At 69.6% G+C, this 18,666-nt stretch carries 22 protein-coding genes; 11 read left to right on the top strand and 11 right to left on the bottom strand.

Going from position 1 to position 18,666, the window contains the following annotated elements; all coding sequences use genetic code 11:
- Nucleotides 1–139 precede the first annotated feature (139 nt).
- The 11 genes from ACSHV8_RS00895 to ACSHV8_RS00845 all read left to right on the top strand — a co-directional run bounded on the left by ACSHV8_RS00895 (nucleotide 140) and on the right by ACSHV8_RS00845 (nucleotide 10,956).
- A complete protein-coding gene (locus ACSHV8_RS00895) occupies nucleotides 140–2,026 on the top strand; it encodes an ABC transporter ATP-binding protein (protein WP_436528399.1) in 1,887 nt (628 codons plus the stop codon).
- Nucleotides 2,023–2,550, top strand: a complete 528-nt coding sequence (locus ACSHV8_RS00890; protein ID WP_436528397.1) for a hypothetical protein — start codon at nucleotides 2,023–2,025, stop codon at nucleotides 2,548–2,550. The genes ACSHV8_RS00895 and ACSHV8_RS00890 overlap by 4 nt, the downstream gene beginning before the upstream one ends.
- A complete protein-coding gene (locus tag ACSHV8_RS00885; RefSeq protein ID WP_436528395.1) occupies nucleotides 2,540–3,853 on the top strand; it encodes an MFS transporter in 1,314 nt (437 codons plus the stop codon). The genes ACSHV8_RS00890 and ACSHV8_RS00885 overlap by 11 nt, the downstream gene beginning before the upstream one ends.
- A 112-nt stretch (nucleotides 3,854–3,965) precedes the next feature.
- Entirely contained in the window at nucleotides 3,966–4,487 is a 522-nt protein-coding gene (locus ACSHV8_RS00880) for a topology modulation protein (protein WP_436528393.1), read from the top strand.
- A gap of 328 nt (nucleotides 4,488–4,815) precedes the next feature.
- Complete coding sequence (locus ACSHV8_RS00875) at nucleotides 4,816–5,292, top strand: NUDIX domain-containing protein (RefSeq protein ID WP_436528392.1); 477 nt, start codon at nucleotides 4,816–4,818, stop codon at nucleotides 5,290–5,292.
- The gene (locus ACSHV8_RS00870; protein ID WP_436528391.1) at nucleotides 5,292–5,537 is read left to right on the top strand and encodes a hypothetical protein; all 246 of its coding nucleotides are present in this window, start codon (nucleotides 5,292–5,294) and stop codon (nucleotides 5,535–5,537) included. The genes ACSHV8_RS00875 and ACSHV8_RS00870 overlap by 1 nt, the downstream gene beginning before the upstream one ends.
- Nucleotides 5,538–5,747: 210 nt before the next feature.
- Nucleotides 5,748–7,013 (top strand): tyrosine-type recombinase/integrase, encoded by a 1,266-nt coding sequence (locus ACSHV8_RS00865; protein WP_436528390.1) that lies wholly within the window; start codon nucleotides 5,748–5,750, stop codon nucleotides 7,011–7,013.
- Nucleotides 7,010–9,403 (top strand): tyrosine-type recombinase/integrase, encoded by a 2,394-nt coding sequence (locus tag ACSHV8_RS00860; RefSeq protein WP_436528389.1) that lies wholly within the window; start codon nucleotides 7,010–7,012, stop codon nucleotides 9,401–9,403. The genes ACSHV8_RS00865 and ACSHV8_RS00860 overlap by 4 nt, the downstream gene beginning before the upstream one ends.
- A gap of 55 nt (nucleotides 9,404–9,458) precedes the next feature.
- Nucleotides 9,459–10,043 carry a Chromate resistance protein ChrB gene (locus tag ACSHV8_RS00855; protein ID WP_436528387.1) on the top strand — a complete coding sequence of 195 codons (585 nt, stop codon included), beginning with the start codon at nucleotides 9,459–9,461 and terminating at the stop codon, nucleotides 10,041–10,043.
- A gap of 14 nt (nucleotides 10,044–10,057) precedes the next feature.
- Nucleotides 10,058–10,465, top strand: a complete 408-nt coding sequence (locus tag ACSHV8_RS00850; RefSeq protein ID WP_436528385.1) for a YkvA family protein — start codon at nucleotides 10,058–10,060, stop codon at nucleotides 10,463–10,465.
- A 155-nt stretch (nucleotides 10,466–10,620) separates the two neighbouring features.
- Nucleotides 10,621–10,956, top strand: a complete 336-nt coding sequence (locus tag ACSHV8_RS00845; RefSeq protein WP_436528384.1) for a YbaB/EbfC family nucleoid-associated protein — start codon at nucleotides 10,621–10,623, stop codon at nucleotides 10,954–10,956.
- Nucleotides 10,957–11,201: 245 nt separating this feature from the next.
- On the opposite strand, the gene ACSHV8_RS00840 is transcribed toward ACSHV8_RS00845, so the two are convergent.
- The 11 genes from ACSHV8_RS00840 to ACSHV8_RS00790 form a co-directional block, all read right to left on the bottom strand.
- Nucleotides 11,202–11,531, bottom strand: a complete 330-nt coding sequence (locus tag ACSHV8_RS00840; protein ID WP_436528382.1) for a hypothetical protein — start codon at nucleotides 11,529–11,531, stop codon at nucleotides 11,202–11,204.
- Entirely contained in the window at nucleotides 11,528–12,004 is a 477-nt protein-coding gene (locus ACSHV8_RS00835; RefSeq protein ID WP_436528380.1) for a MerR family transcriptional regulator, read from the bottom strand. Before ACSHV8_RS00835 ends, ACSHV8_RS00840 begins: the two co-directional genes overlap by 4 nt.
- The gene (locus ACSHV8_RS00830) at nucleotides 11,991–12,359 is read right to left on the bottom strand and encodes a hypothetical protein (protein ID WP_436528378.1); all 369 of its coding nucleotides are present in this window, start codon (nucleotides 12,357–12,359) and stop codon (nucleotides 11,991–11,993) included. The genes ACSHV8_RS00835 and ACSHV8_RS00830 overlap by 14 nt, the downstream gene beginning before the upstream one ends.
- A gap of 269 nt (nucleotides 12,360–12,628) precedes the next feature.
- Nucleotides 12,629–13,414 (bottom strand): sulfite exporter TauE/SafE family protein, encoded by a 786-nt coding sequence (locus ACSHV8_RS00825; protein WP_436528376.1) that lies wholly within the window; start codon nucleotides 13,412–13,414, stop codon nucleotides 12,629–12,631.
- 104 nt (nucleotides 13,415–13,518) lie between these two features.
- Nucleotides 13,519–13,815 (bottom strand): hypothetical protein, encoded by a 297-nt coding sequence (locus tag ACSHV8_RS00820; RefSeq protein WP_436528375.1) that lies wholly within the window; start codon nucleotides 13,813–13,815, stop codon nucleotides 13,519–13,521.
- 401 nt (nucleotides 13,816–14,216) lie between these two features.
- Nucleotides 14,217–14,528, bottom strand: a complete 312-nt coding sequence (locus tag ACSHV8_RS00815) for a hypothetical protein (protein ID WP_436528373.1) — start codon at nucleotides 14,526–14,528, stop codon at nucleotides 14,217–14,219.
- 96 nt (nucleotides 14,529–14,624) lie between these two features.
- The gene (locus ACSHV8_RS00810) at nucleotides 14,625–16,037 is read right to left on the bottom strand and encodes a sensor histidine kinase (protein ID WP_436528372.1); all 1,413 of its coding nucleotides are present in this window, start codon (nucleotides 16,035–16,037) and stop codon (nucleotides 14,625–14,627) included.
- The gene (locus ACSHV8_RS00805) at nucleotides 16,034–16,840 is read right to left on the bottom strand and encodes a response regulator transcription factor (protein WP_436528370.1); all 807 of its coding nucleotides are present in this window, start codon (nucleotides 16,838–16,840) and stop codon (nucleotides 16,034–16,036) included. The genes ACSHV8_RS00810 and ACSHV8_RS00805 overlap by 4 nt, the downstream gene beginning before the upstream one ends.
- 69 nt (nucleotides 16,841–16,909) lie before the next feature.
- Complete coding sequence (locus ACSHV8_RS00800) at nucleotides 16,910–17,293, bottom strand: hypothetical protein (RefSeq protein WP_436528368.1); 384 nt, start codon at nucleotides 17,291–17,293, stop codon at nucleotides 16,910–16,912.
- 258 nt (nucleotides 17,294–17,551) lie between these two features.
- Complete coding sequence (locus ACSHV8_RS00795) at nucleotides 17,552–17,866, bottom strand: superoxide dismutase (protein WP_436528366.1); 315 nt, start codon at nucleotides 17,864–17,866, stop codon at nucleotides 17,552–17,554.
- Entirely contained in the window at nucleotides 17,863–18,492 is a 630-nt protein-coding gene (locus ACSHV8_RS00790) for a superoxide dismutase (protein ID WP_436528364.1), read from the bottom strand. Before ACSHV8_RS00790 ends, ACSHV8_RS00795 begins: the two co-directional genes overlap by 4 nt.
- Nucleotides 18,493–18,666: the final 174 nt, after the last annotated feature.

Raw genomic sequence — 18,666 nt, 5'->3', positions numbered from 1 at the left:
ATGACGATCCGGCCGTCACCTCGGCTCTGAGTTGCATCCCGACCATGTCTGACCAGCCACGAGGAGGACTGATCGAGTGAGCGCAACCTTCCATGAGACCGGCCAGGGCAGGTCCGTTCCGCAACAGCCAGACAGAGCCATGCCCGAGTCGGTGTTACCGGAGTTGCGGCCGATGTGGTGGGAGCAGGGCATGCGCGCCCGGGTCGACGCCGGCCTGTTCGGGGTGTTCACGGGCATGCCCCGGCTGGTGGTCGAGGCGCTGCGCGTCAGCTGGTCCGCCGACCGGCTGCTCACGGCAGTTGTCGCGGTGGCGACGCTGACCGCGGGGGCGATGGCGACGTTCGGGCTGCTGGCGACACAGCGGGTGCTGGTGGCGCTGTTCGCTGCCGGCCCGACCCCGGACCGGGTGCGCGAGGCGCTGCCGGCCCTGGCGTTGCTGGCTGCGGCCACCGCTGTCCGTGGCGGTCTGGGCATCGCGACCGGCTATGCGATGAACGGGCTGACCCCGAAGGTGAACCAGCGGGCGGAGCGGCGGCTGTTCGAAAGCACAACCGCGGTCCGGTTGGACGCCTTCGATCAGGACAGCTTCGCCGACAGCATGGAACGCGCCTCCCGCGGCTCCGACTCGGTGATCGACCTGGTCCAGGGCGTGATGAACCTGCTGGCCGGTGTGGTCAGCCTGTGCGCGGTCACCGTCGCGGTCGTCGTCATCCACCCGCTGCTGCTGGTGGCCCTCATCGTGGCTACCGCCCCAAACGGGTACGCCGCCCTGCGGGCGGGCCACGTGAAGTTCCAGACCTACCTGGAGAGCTCGGGCCGCCGGCGCCGGATGTGGGTGCTGCAAAGGTTGATGGCCGAGCGGGTCTCCGCGTCGGAGTTACGGTCGTACGGTCTGCGTAACTTCGTTCTGGGCCTGTACGACAAGGTGATGGGCGCACAGACCGCGGTGGAGATGGCGCTGGCGCGCCGGATGACCACCACGACCAGTCTCGGCGCGGTGATCAGCGGCCTGGCATCCGCCGGGGTCTACGTCCTGCTCGGCGTGTTACTGCTCGATGGCCGGATCCCGCTAGCTGCCGCCGCGACGTGCGTCGTGGCCGTCCAGGCCGCCCAGCGGGCCTTGACCCAGGTGACCTTCCAGACCGATCGGGTCTTCACCGAAGGCCAGCACTTCAACGAGTACGTCGCCTTCCTCAGACGTGCCGGTGACTACCTGCCGCAGCAACCAGACCCGGCGCCGCCACAGCCCGGCCCGCTGCAGGAGCTGACCGTGCGCGGCGTCAGCCATCACTACCCGGAGCGGGACACCCCGGCCGTCGATGACGTCACGCTGACGATCAAGGCGGGGCAGACCGTCGCCCTGGTGGGCGAAAACGGGTCGGGCAAGTCAACGCTGGCGGCCCTGATCGCCGGGCTGCGTGACCCCAGCTCCGGCGACATCTTGTGGAACGGCCGGGAGCTGGCCGGCTGGGACAGCGCCGCGCTCAGCGCCCGGACCGCGGTGGTCCTGCAGGAACATCACAAATTTCCGTTCACCGCGGCCACCAACATCGCCCTCGGCGACATCGATACGGCACCGGATCAGACCCGGATCGAGCAAGCCGCCCAGCTGGCGGCGGCCCACGACATGATCCAGGATCTGCCGCACGGCTACGACACGCTGCTCGACCGCACGTTCGCCGACGGCCAGGACCTCTCCGGTGGACAGTGGCAGCGGATCACCGCCAGCAGAGGCTTCCTGCGCGACGCCGACCTGCTGATCATGGACGAGCCGTCCTCGGCGTTGGACCCCCGCGCCGAAGACACCTTGTTCCAGGCGATCCGCGGGCGCCAGGGCCGGCGGACCACCATCCTGATCACCCATCGGCTCGCCAACGTGATGCATGCCGATCGGATCTTCGTCCTGCATCACGGCCGGCTCATCGAGGAAGGCACACACCAGCAGCTCGTCACTGCCGGCGGCCGGTACCAGGAGCTCTTCACCCTGCAGGCGGCGGGATACCTCAGCTCCGGGGTCACGTCGTGAGTCCCGACGACAACGCTCCGGACGAGGTACCGGCCGCCTCCGACCATGGTGAGCTCGCCGACGCAGCAGCCGCGCCTGACCGGGTCGGCCACGACATGACCCGCCCGGCGACCGATGTGCCGCATCAGGACCGGGACGAACCGTCGGGTGCGGGTGCCGCAGCCGACACCTTCACGCAGCTGGTGGCGACGGTGCACGCGCTGACGCGCCGGTTCCCGGACCACAACGGCCCGTTCGAGCGGGTGACGCGGCTGCTGGAAGAGGCCGGCGAACTCGCCCAGCAGGTCAACCACGCGGAGGGAACGGGCGTCAAAGTCGCCAAGCACGGACCGTTCGACCGGGCGAAACTCGTCAAAGAGGTCGAGGACGTGCTGCGGACCGCGCTCGGGATCGCCGTGCACTACAACGTCATCGACGACGTGCGGGCCGGGATCGCCGACCACTACGCACAGCACGTCGCGCTGGGCCTCGTCGGCGACGCATCACCCGGCCCGGCGACAGGAGGCCAGCACGGTGGCTGCTGACCGCGCGGCCGGCATCGGCGTCGACCCGCACCTGCCGCCCGCCAGCGGCGGTGCCCAGCGGGAGGTGCGGCAGGCGTGGGCGGCGTACGCGGTGTCGCAGGCCGGCAGCGGGGTCGGCGCCGGTGCCCTGCCGCTGGTCGCGATCCTGACCTTGGACGCCTCCGACTGGCAGGTGTCGCTGCTGGCCGCGGTGGCTGGCGTCGCCGGCGCGGTGACGATCATGCCGCTCGGGCCGTGGCTGGAGTTCCACCGCAAACGGCCTGCCATGATCAGCGCGGACGTGTTGCGCTGCGTGGCCCTGCTCAGCGTGCCGGTCGCGGCGTGGCTGGACAAGCTGACCTTCGGTCAGCTGTGTGCGGTCGCCGCCGCGCAGACGGTCGGGACGATCGGGTCGTCGGCGGCCAGCACCGCGTTCCTCAAGCACCTGGTGCCGGCCGCCCGGCTTACGGCGATCAACAGCCGGTGGGAGACGACCACGTGGACGGCCAGCACCGCCGGCCCACCGGTAGGCGGCCTGCTCGTGTCGCGGTTCGGCGCGCTGGCCACGGTGCTGGTCGACGCGGCAAGTTTCGCGGCCTCCGCCGTGTTCCTGGCCCGGATCCGGCAGCCCGAACCCCGCCCCGCCGCCCCGCGCCAGGGCCGGCACTCGGTATGGGAGATGACCGCGGGCTGGCGGCATATCGCGGCCCATCCTGTCCTGCGGCGCCTGTTCGCGCACGCCCTGATCTTCGGCGGCTGCATCGTCGCCTCCACCCCGCTCATCGCGGTACTGATGCTGCGCGGCCTCGGCTTCAGGCCCGCCGAGTACGGCCTGGCCCTCGGGCTGCCCTGCGCGGCCGGGGTGCTCGGCTCGCTGGTGGCCCCGCGGATCATCGCCCGGACCGGGCTGATGCGCGTCCTGCTGGTCGCCGGCGCGGCCCGCTGCCTGTGGATGGGCATCATCCCGCTCGCCCCCGGAACACCAGCCGGTCTTGCCATGATCGTCAGCGCGGACACCGCCCTGCTGTTCGCCGCCGGAGTGTTCAATCCCGCCTTCGCGACCTACCGGATGCACGCCACCGCCGACGGCTACCTCGCCCGGGTCGCCGCCGCCTGGGCCGTCAGCGGCAAGATCGCCCAACCCGCCATGATCGCCGCCGGTGGGCTCGCCGCCGCGCTGCTCGGCGCCCGGACGGCACTGCTGCTGCTGGCCGCCGTGCTGCTGGCCACCATCGTCATCCTGCCTTGGCAAGCCTGGCCCCGCACCCGCCGAGCCGCGAGCACCGGCACAGCGGATGCCCCACGATCGGAGACACCGGCATGACCGATCCGATGCGACGCGGCCGGTTCGCGGACCCGATCCGGCGCGGCGACACCGTCGAGCGGCTGATGGGACCCGGTGCCGCCGACAACGCCGACTGCAGGGAGGGCCTTGCGTGAACCGGATCGCGGTCGTCGGGAATGGGGGTAGCGGGAAGACCGTGCTGGCCAACCGGCTCGGCGAGCTGCTCGGCATCCCGGTCACGCACCTGGACGACCTGCGTTACGCCGACGACGGGACCACGGTCGCCGACGACGTCTTTGCCGACAGCCAGCGCACGGCCGCCGCCGCCGAAACGTGGATTATCGACGGGACGTCGCTGGCATCGCTGCCGATCCGGCTCGCCCGGGCCGACACGGTGATCATCGTTGACCCGCACCCGCTGGTCTGCCTTTGGGGCATCGCGCAACGGCGATGGCGCTACCGCGGTGGCCGGCACCCCGACGGCGTGCTCGACCGCATCAACGGGTCGTTTCTGTTCTACGTGGCCTGGCGGTTCCGGCGTACCCACCTGCCGAAAGTCCGGGCCTGCATCGCCCAGCACTTCCACGGTGCGCCGGTGATCCACCTGACCAGTCGCGAGCAGACCAACCTGTACCTCGACGTGCAGGTCCATCACATCGGCGGTCGCCGGTGACCGCCCTACCCGGGTACGCCCGCGATCCGGTCCTCAACGCCGTGACGCGCGTGATGATCGACTGTAGGACACCCACGCCCGCCGGATTCCCGGCTGATCCGGTCGGAATCAGCACCGCGCTGCTGCGCCCGACCGCATGCGGCCTGGTGACCGATCGGTTGGTTCGAGGCACTATTTCTCCCGCCCGCGCCCCTTATCGAACAGCTGCTCGCCACTGGCCTGCGCTGGCCGCGGCCGGGCCAACTGAGCCGGCTGGCCGATCTGCCCGCACCAGCGGGTCCGGCCCACGTCCGAAACGTTCTGGTCTGATCGGTCGAAGGAGACAACGTTGAGCGATCCGCACCGCCCCGAGCCGTCGAGCGAGCCGCCACCGCTGCACCCGGTCGACGTCTTCCTCCTGCTCGCCCACGGCGACCGCATCCTGCTCGCGCTGCGGCAGAACACCGGATACGCCGATAATCAGTGGAATTGTCCCAGCGGCAAGCTGGAGCACGGCGAGGATGCGATCACCGGGATCCGTCGGGAAGCGGCCGAGGAGATCGGCGTGCGCTTCGAGGGCGACGAGCCGCAGTTCGTCGGCGTCGTGCATCACCGCAGCGCTTGGCACGCCCGGATCGGGCTGATTTTCGCCGCCGCATATGACCCTGTCCGGCACGGCGTGCCGATCAATGGGGAGCCGCACAAATGCGGCGAGGTCCGCTGGTTCGGGCTGGACGAGATCCCGGAGAACACCTACCCGTACACGGTCGCGGCGATCGACGCGTGGCGAGCCGGCACCCGTCTGCAGCTCAGTGGCTGGCAGTGATGCCGGGCCAAATCCTGGGCCCGGCCACGGCCCCGAATCGCCTTCATCCGCGCTCCTCGACCGGACGACTCCGGTTCGCGCCGGGCGGCGTGCTGCTGAGCGGGCCGGGCCGGCTGCGCATCGCCGTGGCGCGTGACGCGATCACGCTGAACAAGGCCCGGTTGTGGCGGCGCATGGCCGGCGAGGGCCGCGTCTGCGCCGAGCACCGGATCGCCACCCGCAGTACCGACCGCACCAGCATCTGACCCCTGCCGCCCGCCGCAAGGAGTGCCGTGACCACGATCGACGACGCGTTCACTTCCGTACCCGAACTCACCTACACCCATCACGCCCGGCACCTTGTTGACCGGACTACGCCGCGCCGGGACAGGGTGAACGTTTCGGTATACGCAGAGTAGTTGTCCAGGGTGGGCGTGACAGTTCTCACGAGGAGTTCCATCTCGGGAGACGGGCTGGTGGTCGTGCAAGACCTGGAGCAGCGAGAGCGCGACGTCGCCGCGATCGTGTTGCCGTCGTGGGGCCGAGTGGTCCCGGTCGATGGCATGGTGCCGTTCGCGATGCTGGATGACGCCGGCGTTGCGGTCACGCCGGTGCAGACGTTCCTGCGAGACTTCGCCGCGTGCGGCAACCGGCCTGGATCGGTCCGTAGTTACGCTTTCGCGCTGTTGCGGTGGTGGCGGTTTCTGCGGGCGGTTGAGGTCGGCTGGAGTCAGGCGACCGCGGTGGAGAACCGCGACTTCGTGCTCTGGTTGAGACAGGCGGTCAAGCCGGTGGCAGGTCGCCGGACCGCGTCGCTGAAGCTCGCGGGCACGGTTAACGCGGTGACGCGAAAGCAGTACCTGGACGATGAATACAAGCCGCGGACGGTTCGGCACAACAACGCGGTCCTGCGTACGTTCTACGACTTCTGGATCGAGCAGGGTTGCGGGCCCTTGATCAATCCGGTGCCGCTCGCGCGGCGCGGCGGCGGTCGCCGGCCGAACGCGCATCACAACCCGTTGCAGCCGTTCCGGCCGGAGGGTCGGTTGCGTTACAACCCTCGGGTGCCGAGGCGCCGTCCCCGGGCGATGCCGGACGCGGCGTGGAACGACCTGTTCACGGCGTTGGGCTCGCCTCGTGACCGGGCGTTGCTGGTGCTGGCGATCAGCACGGCGGCGCGGGCGAGCGAGTTGCTCGGCCTGCGTGCCTGCGACCTGGACTGGGGCGGGCAGCTGATCCGGGTCCGGCGTAAGGGCACCGACGCCGAGCAGTGGTTGCCGGCCAGTCCGGAGGCGTTCGTGTGGCTTCGGCTCTATCTGGCGGGGCTTGCTCGGCTGGCGCCGGGCGAGGCACTGTGGTGGACCTTGCGCCGACGGCGTCAGGAGGATGCCCGACTTCGGCGTATCACGCTCACCTACGACGCGCTGCGGGCCGTCCTGCGCCGGGCGAATGCGCTGTTGGGCGCGAACTGGTCGATGCACGACCTGCGGCACACCTGCGCTCTGCGGATGACCCGGGATGCGAATCTGTCGCTGCGCGACATCCAGGTTCTACTCGGGCACGCTCACTTGACGACCACGCAGATCTATCTCGAAGATGATGATGCGACGGTCATCGCTCGCGTCCGCCAGCACCACGCCGACCGTGAGGAGCGCGCGGTGCAGCCGCCGCCGGGTCCACCGGTGGCTGTGTACGACGCTGCCGACATGGCGGTGTTGTTCGGTGCCGGAGGCGGCCGGTGAGCACCAGTTTGTTCGTCGAGTCCTCGCGGCGGCACTCGTCGAGTTTCGCCAATCAGCCCTGCGTGCAGCGGCCGCACCCACTCCCGCTTACCGACCGCGCCGATATCGACAGCGTCCTGGACGTGCTCGGCGAACTGCCGACCTGGCCGGCCTTGTGCGCGGCTCGTAATGCCCGGCTGCGCGGGGCCGGCTGGATTCTGCAATGGCTGGACACGATGCCGGGCGAGGGCTGGCAGGACCGCTGGCTCGCCGCCGGGGTTCACGACAGGTCGTGGCCATCGCGGATTGCGCCCGGCGCGGACGCCTACAAGGTTGATCAGCTCAGGCTGGGCATGCGGAGCCTGCTGACCGCGCGCGTGCTGCGTCCCAGCTACGACTTCCTGCTCAGCTATCGGGCGAACGCGCTGTTCGACGACGTCCGGCTGACGGTCAGCCCGCAGCTGTTCGAGCAGGTGGCGGCCGTGGCGATCAAGCTCGGCATGACCGGTCGCCGGCAGTATCAGCCGCTGGTCGCGCTGGCCAAGCTGGTTTTGCACACCGGCAAGGACCTCGAGCAGCTGGATGCTGAGGACTTCTTCCAGGCCAGAGCGTGGAGCGTCCCGGTCATGGGTCGGCACATGCCCGGTCTGCACGCCGCCTGGGAACTGCTGACGGCCGTCGACGTGTTACCCGGTAAGACCACGATGCGTGCCGCGCTGCGCGCCGGCCAGCGGCCGACCGCGGAGCTGGTCGACGCTTTCGGAGTGAAGTGCCGGCCGATCCGCGATGTCCTGGTCCGCTACTGCGACGAGCGCCGGGCCGCGCTCGACTACAGCACGTTCACCGGGTTGGTCGGCAGCCTAGTCCGTAACTTCTGGGTTGATCTGGAGAAGCACCATCCCGGCATCGATTCGCTGAACCTGCCCACGGAGATCGCGGTCGCCTGGAAGGAGCGGGCCGCGACCGTCAAAGGGCCGGCGCCCGCCGGCCGGCGGCGCCGCAGCCTCGGCACGTTGTTCCTGCGGGTGCGAGCGTTCTACCTCGACATCCAGGAATGGGCTGCGGAAGACCCGTCGTGGGCGCCGTTCGCGGTTGCCTGCCCGGTGCGCCGCAGCGACGTCGAAAGCTGCGACAAGGTCCGCAAACAGGTCACCGCGGAGATGCATCAACGCGTCCGGGACCGCCTGCCGGCGTTGCCGGCGCTGGTCGCGGCCGCCGAACGCCACCGTGCTCGTCAGCAGATGTTGCTGGCTGCGGCATCCGGCACTGAGCTGGGCGCCACGTTCGACCACGACGGTGCCACGTTCCTGCGCACCGCCCCGAAGTCCGCCACCTTGCGGGAACGCCAGCGCGGCCCCGACCACGTCTGGGTCACGGACCTGACGACCAACGTCCAGGTCAACGTGACCCTGGCCGAAACCTCGGCGTTCTGGGGCTGGGCGGTCATCGAGACCCTGCGACACACCGGGATCCGCATCGAGGAACTGCTGGAGCTCACCCAGCTGGCGCTGGTCTCCTACCAGCTTCCCGACACCGGCGAGATCGTTCCGCTGCTACAGATCGTCCCGTCCAAGTCCAACAGGGAGCGCCTGCTACTGGTTAGCCCCGAGCTCGCCAGCGTGCTGGCGGCGATCATCAAACGGCTCCGCGACCCGCAGACCGGCCGGATCCCGCTGGTCGCCCGCTACGACCCGCACGAACGCACGACCAGCCCGCTGTTGCCCCACCTGTTCCAGCACGTCATCGGCTGGCGCCGCGAAGTCCTGAGCACCACCCACGTGCAGCGAGCCCTCAACGAAGTCCTAGCCCTGTCCGGGCTCAGCAACCAGGCCGGCGAGCCGCTGCGCTTCACCCCGCACGACTTCCGCCGGATCTTCGCCACCGAAGCCGTCGCCGGCGGCCTGCCTGTCCACATCGCCGCCCGGCTACTCGGGCACGAAAGCATCGAAACCACGCAGGCGTATATGGCCGTCTTCCAGGACGATCTCATCCGCACCTACCGCTCGTTTCTGGCCGAGCGTCGGGCGACACGCTCCAGCGCCGAATACCGCGAGCCCACCGACGCCGAATGGCAGGACTTCCAGCAGCACTTCCAGCTACGCAAACTCGAACTCGGCACGTGCGGGCGCCCCTACGGCACCCCCTGCCAGCACGAACACGCCTGCGTGCGGTGCCCGATGCTGCGCGTCGACGCCGCGCAACGGCCCCGGCTGGCGGCGATCATCACCAACCTGCGAGACCGCATCGACGAGGCGCGGACGCAGGGCTGGCTCGGCGAGATCCAGGGTCTCACCGTCAGCCTGGACGCCGCCTGGGCCAAGCTCGACACCCTCGACCGCCGCCCCGCTGGTCAAGGACCGGTCGGCCTGGGTATGCCCGTCATCCGCGAGCGGCCGACGCTGCCCGCCTGACCATGAAACCGCGCGGCTTGATACGTACGAAGCATCCAAATGTTACGTTCGTAGCATGACCTCGACGGTGGGGAGAGTGCCGCTGCTGCTGGTCAGCATTTCCAGCGCCGGCGGCCCGGACAGCCTGCGCGTGGCGGTGTGGCGCAAGCTGCGCTCCCTCGGTGCGCTCTACCTGCAGCAGTCCGTCTGCCTGTTACCTGCCCGGGATCCGGTCGAGCGGCAGGTCCGGCGGCTGCTCGCCCGTGTTCACACTGACGGCGGCACCGGGCAGGTCTTGCGGATCGAGATCGCCGACCCAGCCGAGCAGGCGGCCCTGGTCGAGCAGTTCAACGCCGCGCGGGACAGCGAATACGCCGAGGTTCTCGAGCGGACGCCCGCGATGCTGCAGGAGATCGCCACGGAGACGGCGCGCGGCCGTGCGACCTACGCCGAGGTCGAGGAGTCCGAGGCCGACCTGGAGCGTTTCCGTAGCTGGCTCGCGAAGATAAGCGACCGGGACTACTTCGGGGCACCCGGGCGTGCCGCCGCCGAGGCGGCGGTCGCGGAATGCGCCGAGGCTCTGGCCGCCTTCGAGGCCGCCGCACTCAACGCCGAGGCGCGCGAGATTGCGCCGATCTCCAATGACGTTCCTGCCCGCTGAGAGGATTGAGTTCCATGGCCTGGTGGTGGCAACTGTTGATCAGCATCGGTGTCGCGCTGCTGCTGATCTGGCTCGCTCTGCTCATCGCGCTGCTGGTCGCCAAGCCGGACAAGGCACAGCTCAAAGAAGCCCTGCGGCTGCTGCCGGATCTGCTGCGGCTGCTGCGCCGCCTGGCCGGCGACCCGGCCCTGCCACGCGGTGTGCGGATCCGCCTCGGCCTGCTGCTGGCCTACCTGGCAATCCCGTTCGACCTCATCCCCGACTTCATTCCGATCCTCGGCTACGCCGACGACGCGATCATCATCACTGCGGTGTTGCGTTCCACTGTCCGCCGTGCCGGCCTCGACGCTGTCCGTAAACACTGGCCGGGCACCGACGATGGCTTCGCCGCGCTCAGCCGGCTCACCGGCCTGAACCGCTGAACTTGCCGGTGGTCGGCCGGTCGGTGGAATGCCGGATCGACCGAAGCGGCATTTCCGCAGCCATCCGTTACCCAGCGGCATCGCCGATGTGCACGCCGTTGTAGATCATGGGTACCGTCGGCGAGTTCCCCTGCCGAGGAGGGTAGGTATCTGTGGTGTCCGAGCAGCCGAGTGCCGCGGCTTCAGCAGAGCTGCGCAGCAGCTTGCAGGATGTGTACGGCGGGTACGAGCAGTACCAGGATTTGGCCGACCAGTTCGAACGTGACCTCGCGACTATGCGGGTGAGCGCGGCATCGCCGGACGGTGCTGTGGTGGCCACGGTGGACTCGGCCGGGCGTCTCGTCGACCTGCGCCTTCGCCCGCCGCCCGGCCCAGAGGTGCACTTCGATGACCTGGCTGCGGCCATCGTGACCACGGTGCGCCAGGCCACCGCGGACGCTGCACGGCAGGTGCAGCAGTTCGCGGACGGGCAGCGCGCCGGCCTTGCCTGACGCGGTTCGAGTCTGGCTGAAGGCTCGCGGCGAAGCCGTACGCGCCGAGGGCGGCGATGCCGGCGCCCATCCCGGGCAGGTCCTTGTCCTCGCGTATGCCCTGCCCGATAAGCCAGGCGCCGCCGATCTCGGGCGTCGGCGGCCAGGGCGAACAGCAGGGTGGATCGGAAGATCGCTCGGGTGGTGAGCCGGTACAGCGGCCTGCGGTTGCGGGCCGGGTGGCAGACAGTGGGGTGATTGGTGGCTCAGCAGCCGCAGCTGGCGCTGCCGCACCCGCTCGCGGGTCCGGCCGCGGAAGCCCGCTGGGTGCTGCGCCGCCGGTGCAGCCACCACGTGCCCAGCGCGACGGCCACCAGGATTGCGGCGAGGGCGAGCAGGGTCTGTTCGAGCAGCGCCGCGCCGGCGCCGGTGAGCACGCCGGCGGTGATCAGTAGTGGGAGCGCGCAGCAGGCGGCGCAGGCCAGGGCGGCGAGAGCTCCGGTGATCTTGCTGCGGGTTGGTGGTGCGTTGTCGACGGCCGGCGCCGGGTGCTGGTGGATCGGCCTGGTGGTGGCCGTCCGGTGGGGCTGGTTCATGCGGGGTCTCCGTCGGGGCGGTCGGTGCCGATGGTCAGGAACGGGATAGGGCAGTCATCACAGGTGCAGTTGGTGAGGCTGTCGCAGCGGGCGTCGACGACTTCGGTGAGGGTGGCCCGGATGGCGGTCAGGTCGGCGATTTTCGCCTCGATCTCGGCGATCTTGTCGATGGCGCGTTGCTGCAGATCTGCGCTGGGGTGCCGGCGGCGGCCGGCGTCGAGCAGGTCGGCGACCTCGTCGAGGGTGAACCCGAGCCGCTGCGCGGCTTTGATCACGGTGAGCAGGGCGACGGTGTCGGCCGGGTAGAGCCGGTGTCCGCCGGTCGAGCGGATTGGTTCGGCGAGCAGGCCGCGGCGTTCGTAGTAACGCAGCGTCTGGATGTTGACGCCGGCTTGTTCGGCGACCTCACCGGTACGCAGGCCATCACGGTGCGGCACCGTCATGCCGCCCTGCCGCCGCTCAAGCCGGGTCATCGGCTTCGATGGCCTTGGCGGTGGCGGTCCGTTGCACGAGGGCGGCGAGTACGCCGGTGTGCTGCGGCGGCACCTGGATCTCCAGGGTCACCGTCTCGCCATCGGCGGCAGGTTGTGCCGTGACGGTGAAAACGAAGAAGGAGCAGCAGCTACTCTCGCGCGCGGTCAGGTCCCGCACCCGCTGGGTCAGTCCGGCCGGACCGGCCAGCTCAAGTCGCGCCTGTGTCGGGCTGGTCGTGGTGATGTCGCGCAGGGAGGTGGTGAACAGGTTGTCGAACTCGGCAAGCCGTAACGGCTGTTCGGCGGTGGGCAGCGTGCACGTCTCGGGCACCCACACCGGATCAGTGGCGGTCATGTGACGACGGTAAGCCCGTACCTAGGTACCGGATGCAAGGGTCGGTCCTGACGGTGTTCGTCGGCCGCATCCCGTATGGCCGGCGCTCGCGCTCTCACGAGCGTCGGCAACCGCCAGTCCGAACGCAGGCCATGCTCAACCGTCCTGATGGGCCGTGAACGTGTGACCGTGGGATTTTCGTCGAGGTGAGGCGGTCCCGGAGGTCATCGACATCCGGTCGCCGAACGCCGCGACCGAAGCCAGGTCTGCCTCGATGGGTGCGTGGCTGGTTACCGGCCGCGGGAGCCTTGGATCAGGTAGAGGATCGCCAGAATCGTGGCCAGAACCCCGAGCAGCAGCTGCAGCGCCTTCTCGGGCAGGTAGGGCTGGAGCCGGGCACCGAGGTAACCGCCGATCAGGCCACCAGCGCCGCAGAGCAGGCCGAGGATCCAGTGCGGGGCGATGTCGCCGCTGCTGGTCAGGGCGAGAATGCCGTAGGTGGCGGCACCGACGATCGAGGTGAGCAGGGTTGAGGCCAGGGCGGCGGGCGCGATCCGGGTCCTCGGGATGCCGCGACCGGCGAGGATCGGACCGAGGATGGATCCGCCGCCGATGCCGTAGATGCCGCCGACGGTGCCGGTGATCGGGCTGAGTCCGAGGATGACCCGGCGTGACAGCGGCGGCCGGTCGCAGGCATCGGCGCGCAGGGTGCGGGTGCAGAGCCAGAGGCCGAGCGGGAGCAGGACCGCGGCGGCCACGAGCCGGAAGATCTGCGGTCCGGGGATGGCGAACACCCGGATGATCGCGCCGAGGATGACGCCCGGGACCGTTCCGGCGATCAGCAGCCGCGTAAGGGCACCGGTGAGCTGACCGTTGTGCCGGTAGCGGGCCAGGGCGCCGGGCCCGGAGACGACGTTGAACAGCAGGTTGGTCGCAGTGACAGCCGGGTTGGGCACGTGTAGCACACTCAGCTGCACCGGCAGCAGGAACACCGCGCCCGAAACCCCGACCGGCGACGTGATGACGGAGATCAGCAGCCCGGCGAGGAAGCCGGTGAGGCCGGTCTGCCAGCTCATCCGGCAGAGTCCGGCACGCCATGCATGATCGGCACGATAGCCCGCAACTGTTGCAAGACCTTTGTACGTCGGGCAGCGAGCCCATCAGGCGGCATCACACGCGGTCAATCCTCGTCCCGCTCCTCGCCGCGGTCGTCATTCTGGGTTTCCCCGCGATCGTTCTGCTGCGGCGATGGCCGGGCGGCCGTGCTCGCCGGTGTCTCTGGAACCTCGGCCGTCGCCTCGATCGGGTCCTGCGTGGTCACCTCCGGGTCGGTGTTCTGCCCGGTATCGGGCGGTGCAGTCGTGGCGGTCTCGGATGTGGCCGGCGCCGTCGACTGGGGTGGCGCGGCGCTGAGCTGGGCGACGCCGGCGGCTGCGGCGGCCAGTCCCAGGACTGCTGCGGCCACCGTGACCGCCACTCGTGCAGCCCGGCCGCTTGGCGTTCGCCAGGCCGCACCGGATCCCGAAGGCCGCGACTCGCTGACAAGGCCCCGGCCGGATCGGAGTGATGACGATTCGGCGGGCTCGTCGGTGAACGCCGGCGGCGGCGCCGAGCTACCGGCGACCGTCGGCGGGTAGTCCTCCGGATCGGGGTAGTAGCTACCTTCCGCGTCCGCGTCGTATCCGAACGCCACCCGCGCATCGAACCGCGGGGACGCGCCGTGCAGATCCTCCCGGGACCAGCTGGCGGCTTCGTCCGGCGAGTCAGATGACGGTCCTCTGAACATGGTGCACCTCGTGTCGGAGTCGGGATCAGAGAAGTCGGCGCCTGATGCCCCGGCACGGGGATCGAGGAACCAATGGCGAAAGGCCGAGGGGGTTACATGGCGACAGACGTGACGAGCACCACGTCGACGGCCATCCAGATCGCTGCGATCATGGCCACGGCCAGGGCCGCCAGCAGGAGCAGTTGATGGTGACGGCGCAGGCGCAGCCAGGTTCCGGCGGCGGTGGCCAGCGATGCGGTGTAGCCGAGGGCGTAGCTGACGTACTGGTCGCGTTCGAGGTTGCCGAACCGGGGTGCGCACATCACCAGCGACAGTGAGGCGATCAGGATCAGTGCGTTGATCCGGATCATCGACGTGAGCCGGGCGTCTTCGGTCGGCGTCCCTGTGTTCGGCCACAGCGGCATACGGATGTCCCTTCGCGCGAGCAGGTCACTCGCGTCGGAGGGGACGACACGACTACATCCGGAATTGTCCCATCCGTCTCCTTCGTGATGCGGGTGTCAGCCCAAGGTTTGCAGGACTTGAGTACGTGGGCGCCGCAGCAGGGGTGCCGGCCGTTGTGGTGCCCGGCTCAGCTGGATGACGGCGTCGATACCGCCGGTAGGCGCTTGATCGAGGTGGATGTGGCCGCCGCCGGCGTGCACGAGTCGTTCGACGATGGCCAGGCCGAGCCCGGATCCGTCGTCGCGGGCCTGCGGCGATCGCCAGAACCGGTCGAAGGCCCGGCGCCGGTCGTGCTCGCTCATCCCCGGTCCTTCATCGATGACATGGATCGTGGTGACGGTTCTGCTGTCCTGCTGGGTGGTGATCGTCAGCGTGCTGCCGGCCGGGGCGACGCGCAGCGCGTTCGCGAGCAGGTTGTCCAGGATCTGTTCCAGCGCGCCCGGTACCGCCAGAACTTCACCGGCCGGTGCTCCGGTCACGGTCAGCGTCACTTGCTGTTCCTGGGCGAATGCCGCCCACCCGGCGGCCCGGTCGGCGATCACTGAGTCGGCGTCGACGGCCACCGGCGCGATCGCGGCATCGTCGAGGCGGGCCAGGGCCAGTAGGCCCTGCACCATGCGGGCGAGCCGGTCAGTTTCGGCGACCGCCTCGTCCAGACTCGGATACGCCTGCGGATCCAGGGCTGGTTCGAGGTTCTCCAGCCGCAGCCGCAGCGCGGTCAGCGGCGTCTTCAACTGATGTGAAGCGTCCGCGGCGAACGCCCGCTGCCCGGCGATCAGCCGCTGCAACCGGTCCGCGGTCGTGGTGAACGTCGCTGCCAGCCGCCGGAGCTCCGGTGGTCCCTGATCCAACCGCGCAGCATCCGGAGCCACCCCGTCGGCCAGCCTCGCGGTCGCTTGCTCCAGATCGCGCAACGGTCGGCTCATCCAGCGCGCCAGCCCCGCCGCGACGGCTGCGGCCACCAGCAGCACCGCAACCCCGGCACCGGTCAGCACCCACCACACCTGCGCGTTCTGCGCAGTCGCGGCTGCGGCCGGGAAGCTCAGCTGTACCGCGCCTCGGATCGTCGTCCCGGACGCGGCCGGGACCGTGACCACCCACGCATCGGCGGCAGCCAGATAGCCCGAGCTGCGCTGCGAGTCCAACGCCCGGGTAAGGGCGACGGGATCCGCCGGGCGCGTCGACCGGCCGGGCGCGGTGTCCGCGACCAGGTCACCATCATGGTCGATCACCACGACCCGGCCGCCCATGCTGCCGGTGTAGGCGGCAAGCAGTCCCGGCACCCGATCCCGCTCGCCTTCCTCGATGGCCTCCTCGCTGCGCTCGGCCAGCACCACCGCGTCGCGTTCCATCCCGGCCAGCAACCGCTCGCCGGTACCGCGGGTGTAGACCACGCCCAGCGGAATCTCCAGAGCCACCAGAACCAGCAGCACCAGCGACAAGTACGAGATCAGCAACCGCCGGGTCATGCCGGCACCTGCTCGCCGGTCCAGGTCAACCGGAACCCGACCCGGCGGATCGTCTCGATCGCCGCCGGATCACCGAGCTTGCGACGCACCGCGGCCACGTGCACATCCAAGGTCTTGGTCGGCCCGAAGTAGTGCGGATCCCAGACTCTGTCCAGGATCTGCTGCCGCGAATACACCGCACCCGGGTCCTCGGCCAGCAGTGCCAACAGATCGAACTCCTTCGGCGCGAACGCCACCTGCCGGCCGGCGACCTGCACCTGCCGGGTCCGCCGGTCCAGCACCAGCGGGCCCAGCGACTGCACACCGGCCGGCGCGGCCGTCCGCTCAGGCGCACGGCTTTCCGCAACCACCGCGACCGGGACCACCACACCGGCGAACGGCACCGGCTCGGCATGGGCACGGCGCAGCACCGCCCTGATCCGGGCAATCAACTCCCGCAAGCTGAACGGTTTCGCGAGGTAGTCGTCCGCACCCAGTTCCAACCCGACGACACGGTCGCTCTCCGCATCCCGGGCAGTCAACATGATCACCGGAACCGGTGAAACCGTCCGCAGCGCCCGGCATACGTCGATGCCGTCGATGTCAGGCAAGCCCAGGTCCAGCAGCACCAGATCGGCCGGGCCAGCGGTCAACGCGGCGGCGCCGGAACCGACATGCTCCACGGTGAAGCCGTAACGGCCCAGACCCTCGGCCAGCGGACCCGCGATCCGGTAATCGTCCTCGACGAGCAGTACCCGCATCGGCACCGCTCGCCCGGCCTGTCCTGCGCCCACCACCGTGTCCGCCCTCATCTCGCTGATCACGTGCGCTCACGCCGCCGCGCGGCCGTATCCGGGGATACGAACACGGCCACCGCCGCAGTTCAGCCAGGCTCAGTCCTTGTCGCCGGACTCATTCTTGGTGCCGACCACGTTGAACTCGGTGTCCAGGTACACCTCGACCTCACCGCCGCCCTTCTTCTCGATCTCCACCGCGTACAGGCCCGGCTTCTCCGCGTCGTGCTCGCTCTTCTTCACCGTGCCCGGGAATTTCGCCAAGGCCGCCGCCTCGGCCTTCTCCTTCAGCTCACCGGTCAGCGGCTCCTCCTTGGTCTCCGTGCCGCCATCGTTGTCGTTATCCTCCGCACCCGTCTGAGTCTGCGCACCGGCGGCCTGCTGGTTACCGGCCGGCGTCGTCGCCGTCTCCGACGCGGGCGAGCACGCCGACAGACCAGCGACGACGAGCAGAGCAGCGGGAATGATCAGCTTCAGCTTCACGACAGGGGCCTCTTCCATAACCGCCGAACCAGGTCGACGTCCGTAACTGGGGACATCGAAGACGTTAGGCAGTCACCGTCCAGGAGCGGGCCAGGAAAAGGTAAGGGGCAGGGCAAGGTTCGACCAAGAAGCCGCAACCGCCCATGAGCCCGCCGGCCCCTTGGTCAGCCAGCGCACCTGGGGTGCCTAACGGTTTAGCGCAGACACCAGCCGCTACCGCACCCCCGGTGATCAGGTGAAGTGGGCGTCGCCGCCGTTTCAGGTGGGTGGCCCGCTGGTCGCAGAGTCGGCCATCAGCAGGGTCAACTCTTGGATCAGCTCGTCCATCGGCTGGCCGGTCTGCGCACGGACCAGGGCGAGGGCCAGTTCGGCGAGCAGGCAAAAGCCACGGGTTTGGGCGCGCGGGTCACCCATCGCTTCCAGGAGCTGTTCGGCGCCGGCGAAGTCCCCGCGGTGTTTGGCGGCGATGACGCCGGCGGCCTGCTGAGCGCCGAGGAAGACCGGCCCGGGACCCGCCGGCTCGGGGGTGCTGGCCCTCGTGCTGTCGTCGTGCTCCGGGCCGGTGCCGGTCACGGCGCGACGATGATCGGGTTGCCGGCGGCGCGGGCCGCGTCGAACCGCTTGGTCACATCCGCCCAGTTGACCAGGTTCCACAGGCGGTCGACGTAGTCCGGGCGCACGTTCTTGTACTGCAGGTAGTACGCGTGCTCCCAGGCGTCGAAGACCAGGATCGGCGTGGAGCCCTGCCCGACGTTGCCGTGGTGGTCGTAGATCTGCTCGACGATCAGCCGCTGCGACAGCGGCTCCCACGCCAGGACACCCCAGCCGGAGCCCTGCACACCCTTGGTGGCGGTGGACAGTTGGGCCGAGAACGCCTCGAATGAGCCGAAGTGCTCAGCGATCGCGGCGTCGAGCTCCCCTTCGGGCCGGTCGGCGCTGCTGCCGGGCCGCAGGTTGTTCCAGAAGATCGAGTGCAGCACGTGCCCGGAGAGGTTGAACGCCAGGGTTTTCTCCAGACCGACCAGCGCCGTGTAGTCGCCCTTGTCGCGGGCCTCGGCGAGCTGGTCGAGGGTGTCGTTGCTGCCCTTGACGTATGCGGCGTGGTGCTTGGAGTGGTGCAGCTCCAGGATCTGGCCGGACATGGCCGGCTCGAGCGCGCCGTAGTCGTAGGGCATGTCGGGAAGCGTGTAGATCGCCATGCTGCCCAGTATTCCCTATTGCAAAGTCTTGGCAACTACAGAATTATGACGCGAAGGGCAGGAGTGTTGCGTGGCCGTGACCCGCCAGCCTCAGACGGTGCGTGCGCCGTTGTCGACACCGAAGGGCGTTCCGGCCCGCGATGATCCACGCCGCCGGAACGCCCTTCGCAATGC

Source organism: Actinoplanes sp. HUAS TT8, assembly GCF_051380535.1.
Taxonomy (GTDB): Bacteria; Actinomycetota; Actinomycetes; order Mycobacteriales; family Micromonosporaceae; genus Actinoplanes.
The sequence above is the reverse complement of the archived record's forward strand: the minus strand, read 5'-3'. Positions and strand labels throughout refer to the sequence as shown.

Coding starts and splice junctions, on each gene's coding strand:
- ACSHV8_RS00855 (WP_436528387.1), top strand. CDS start 9,459: ATGACCTCGACGGTGGGGAGAGTGCCGCTGCTGCTGGTCAGCATTTCC.
- ACSHV8_RS00825 (WP_436528376.1), bottom strand. CDS start 13,414: ATGAGCTGGCAGACCGGCCTCACCGGCTTCCTCGCCGGGCTGCTGATC.
- ACSHV8_RS00835 (WP_436528380.1), bottom strand. CDS start 12,004: ATGACCCGGCTTGAGCGGCGGCAGGGCGGCATGACGGTGCCGCACCGT.
- ACSHV8_RS00790 (WP_436528364.1), bottom strand. CDS start 18,492: ATGGCGATCTACACGCTTCCCGACATGCCCTACGACTACGGCGCGCTC.
- ACSHV8_RS00815 (WP_436528373.1), bottom strand. CDS start 14,528: ATGCCGCTGTGGCCGAACACAGGGACGCCGACCGAAGACGCCCGGCTC.
- ACSHV8_RS00830 (WP_436528378.1), bottom strand. CDS start 12,359: ATGACCGCCACTGATCCGGTGTGGGTGCCCGAGACGTGCACGCTGCCC.
- ACSHV8_RS00870 (WP_436528391.1), top strand. CDS start 5,292: ATGCCGGGCCAAATCCTGGGCCCGGCCACGGCCCCGAATCGCCTTCAT.
- ACSHV8_RS00850 (WP_436528385.1), top strand. CDS start 10,058: ATGGCCTGGTGGTGGCAACTGTTGATCAGCATCGGTGTCGCGCTGCTG.
- ACSHV8_RS00810 (WP_436528372.1), bottom strand. CDS start 16,037: ATGACCCGGCGGTTGCTGATCTCGTACTTGTCGCTGGTGCTGCTGGTT.
- ACSHV8_RS00895 (WP_436528399.1), top strand. CDS start 140: ATGCCCGAGTCGGTGTTACCGGAGTTGCGGCCGATGTGGTGGGAGCAG.
- ACSHV8_RS00840 (WP_436528382.1), bottom strand. CDS start 11,531: ATGAACCAGCCCCACCGGACGGCCACCACCAGGCCGATCCACCAGCAC.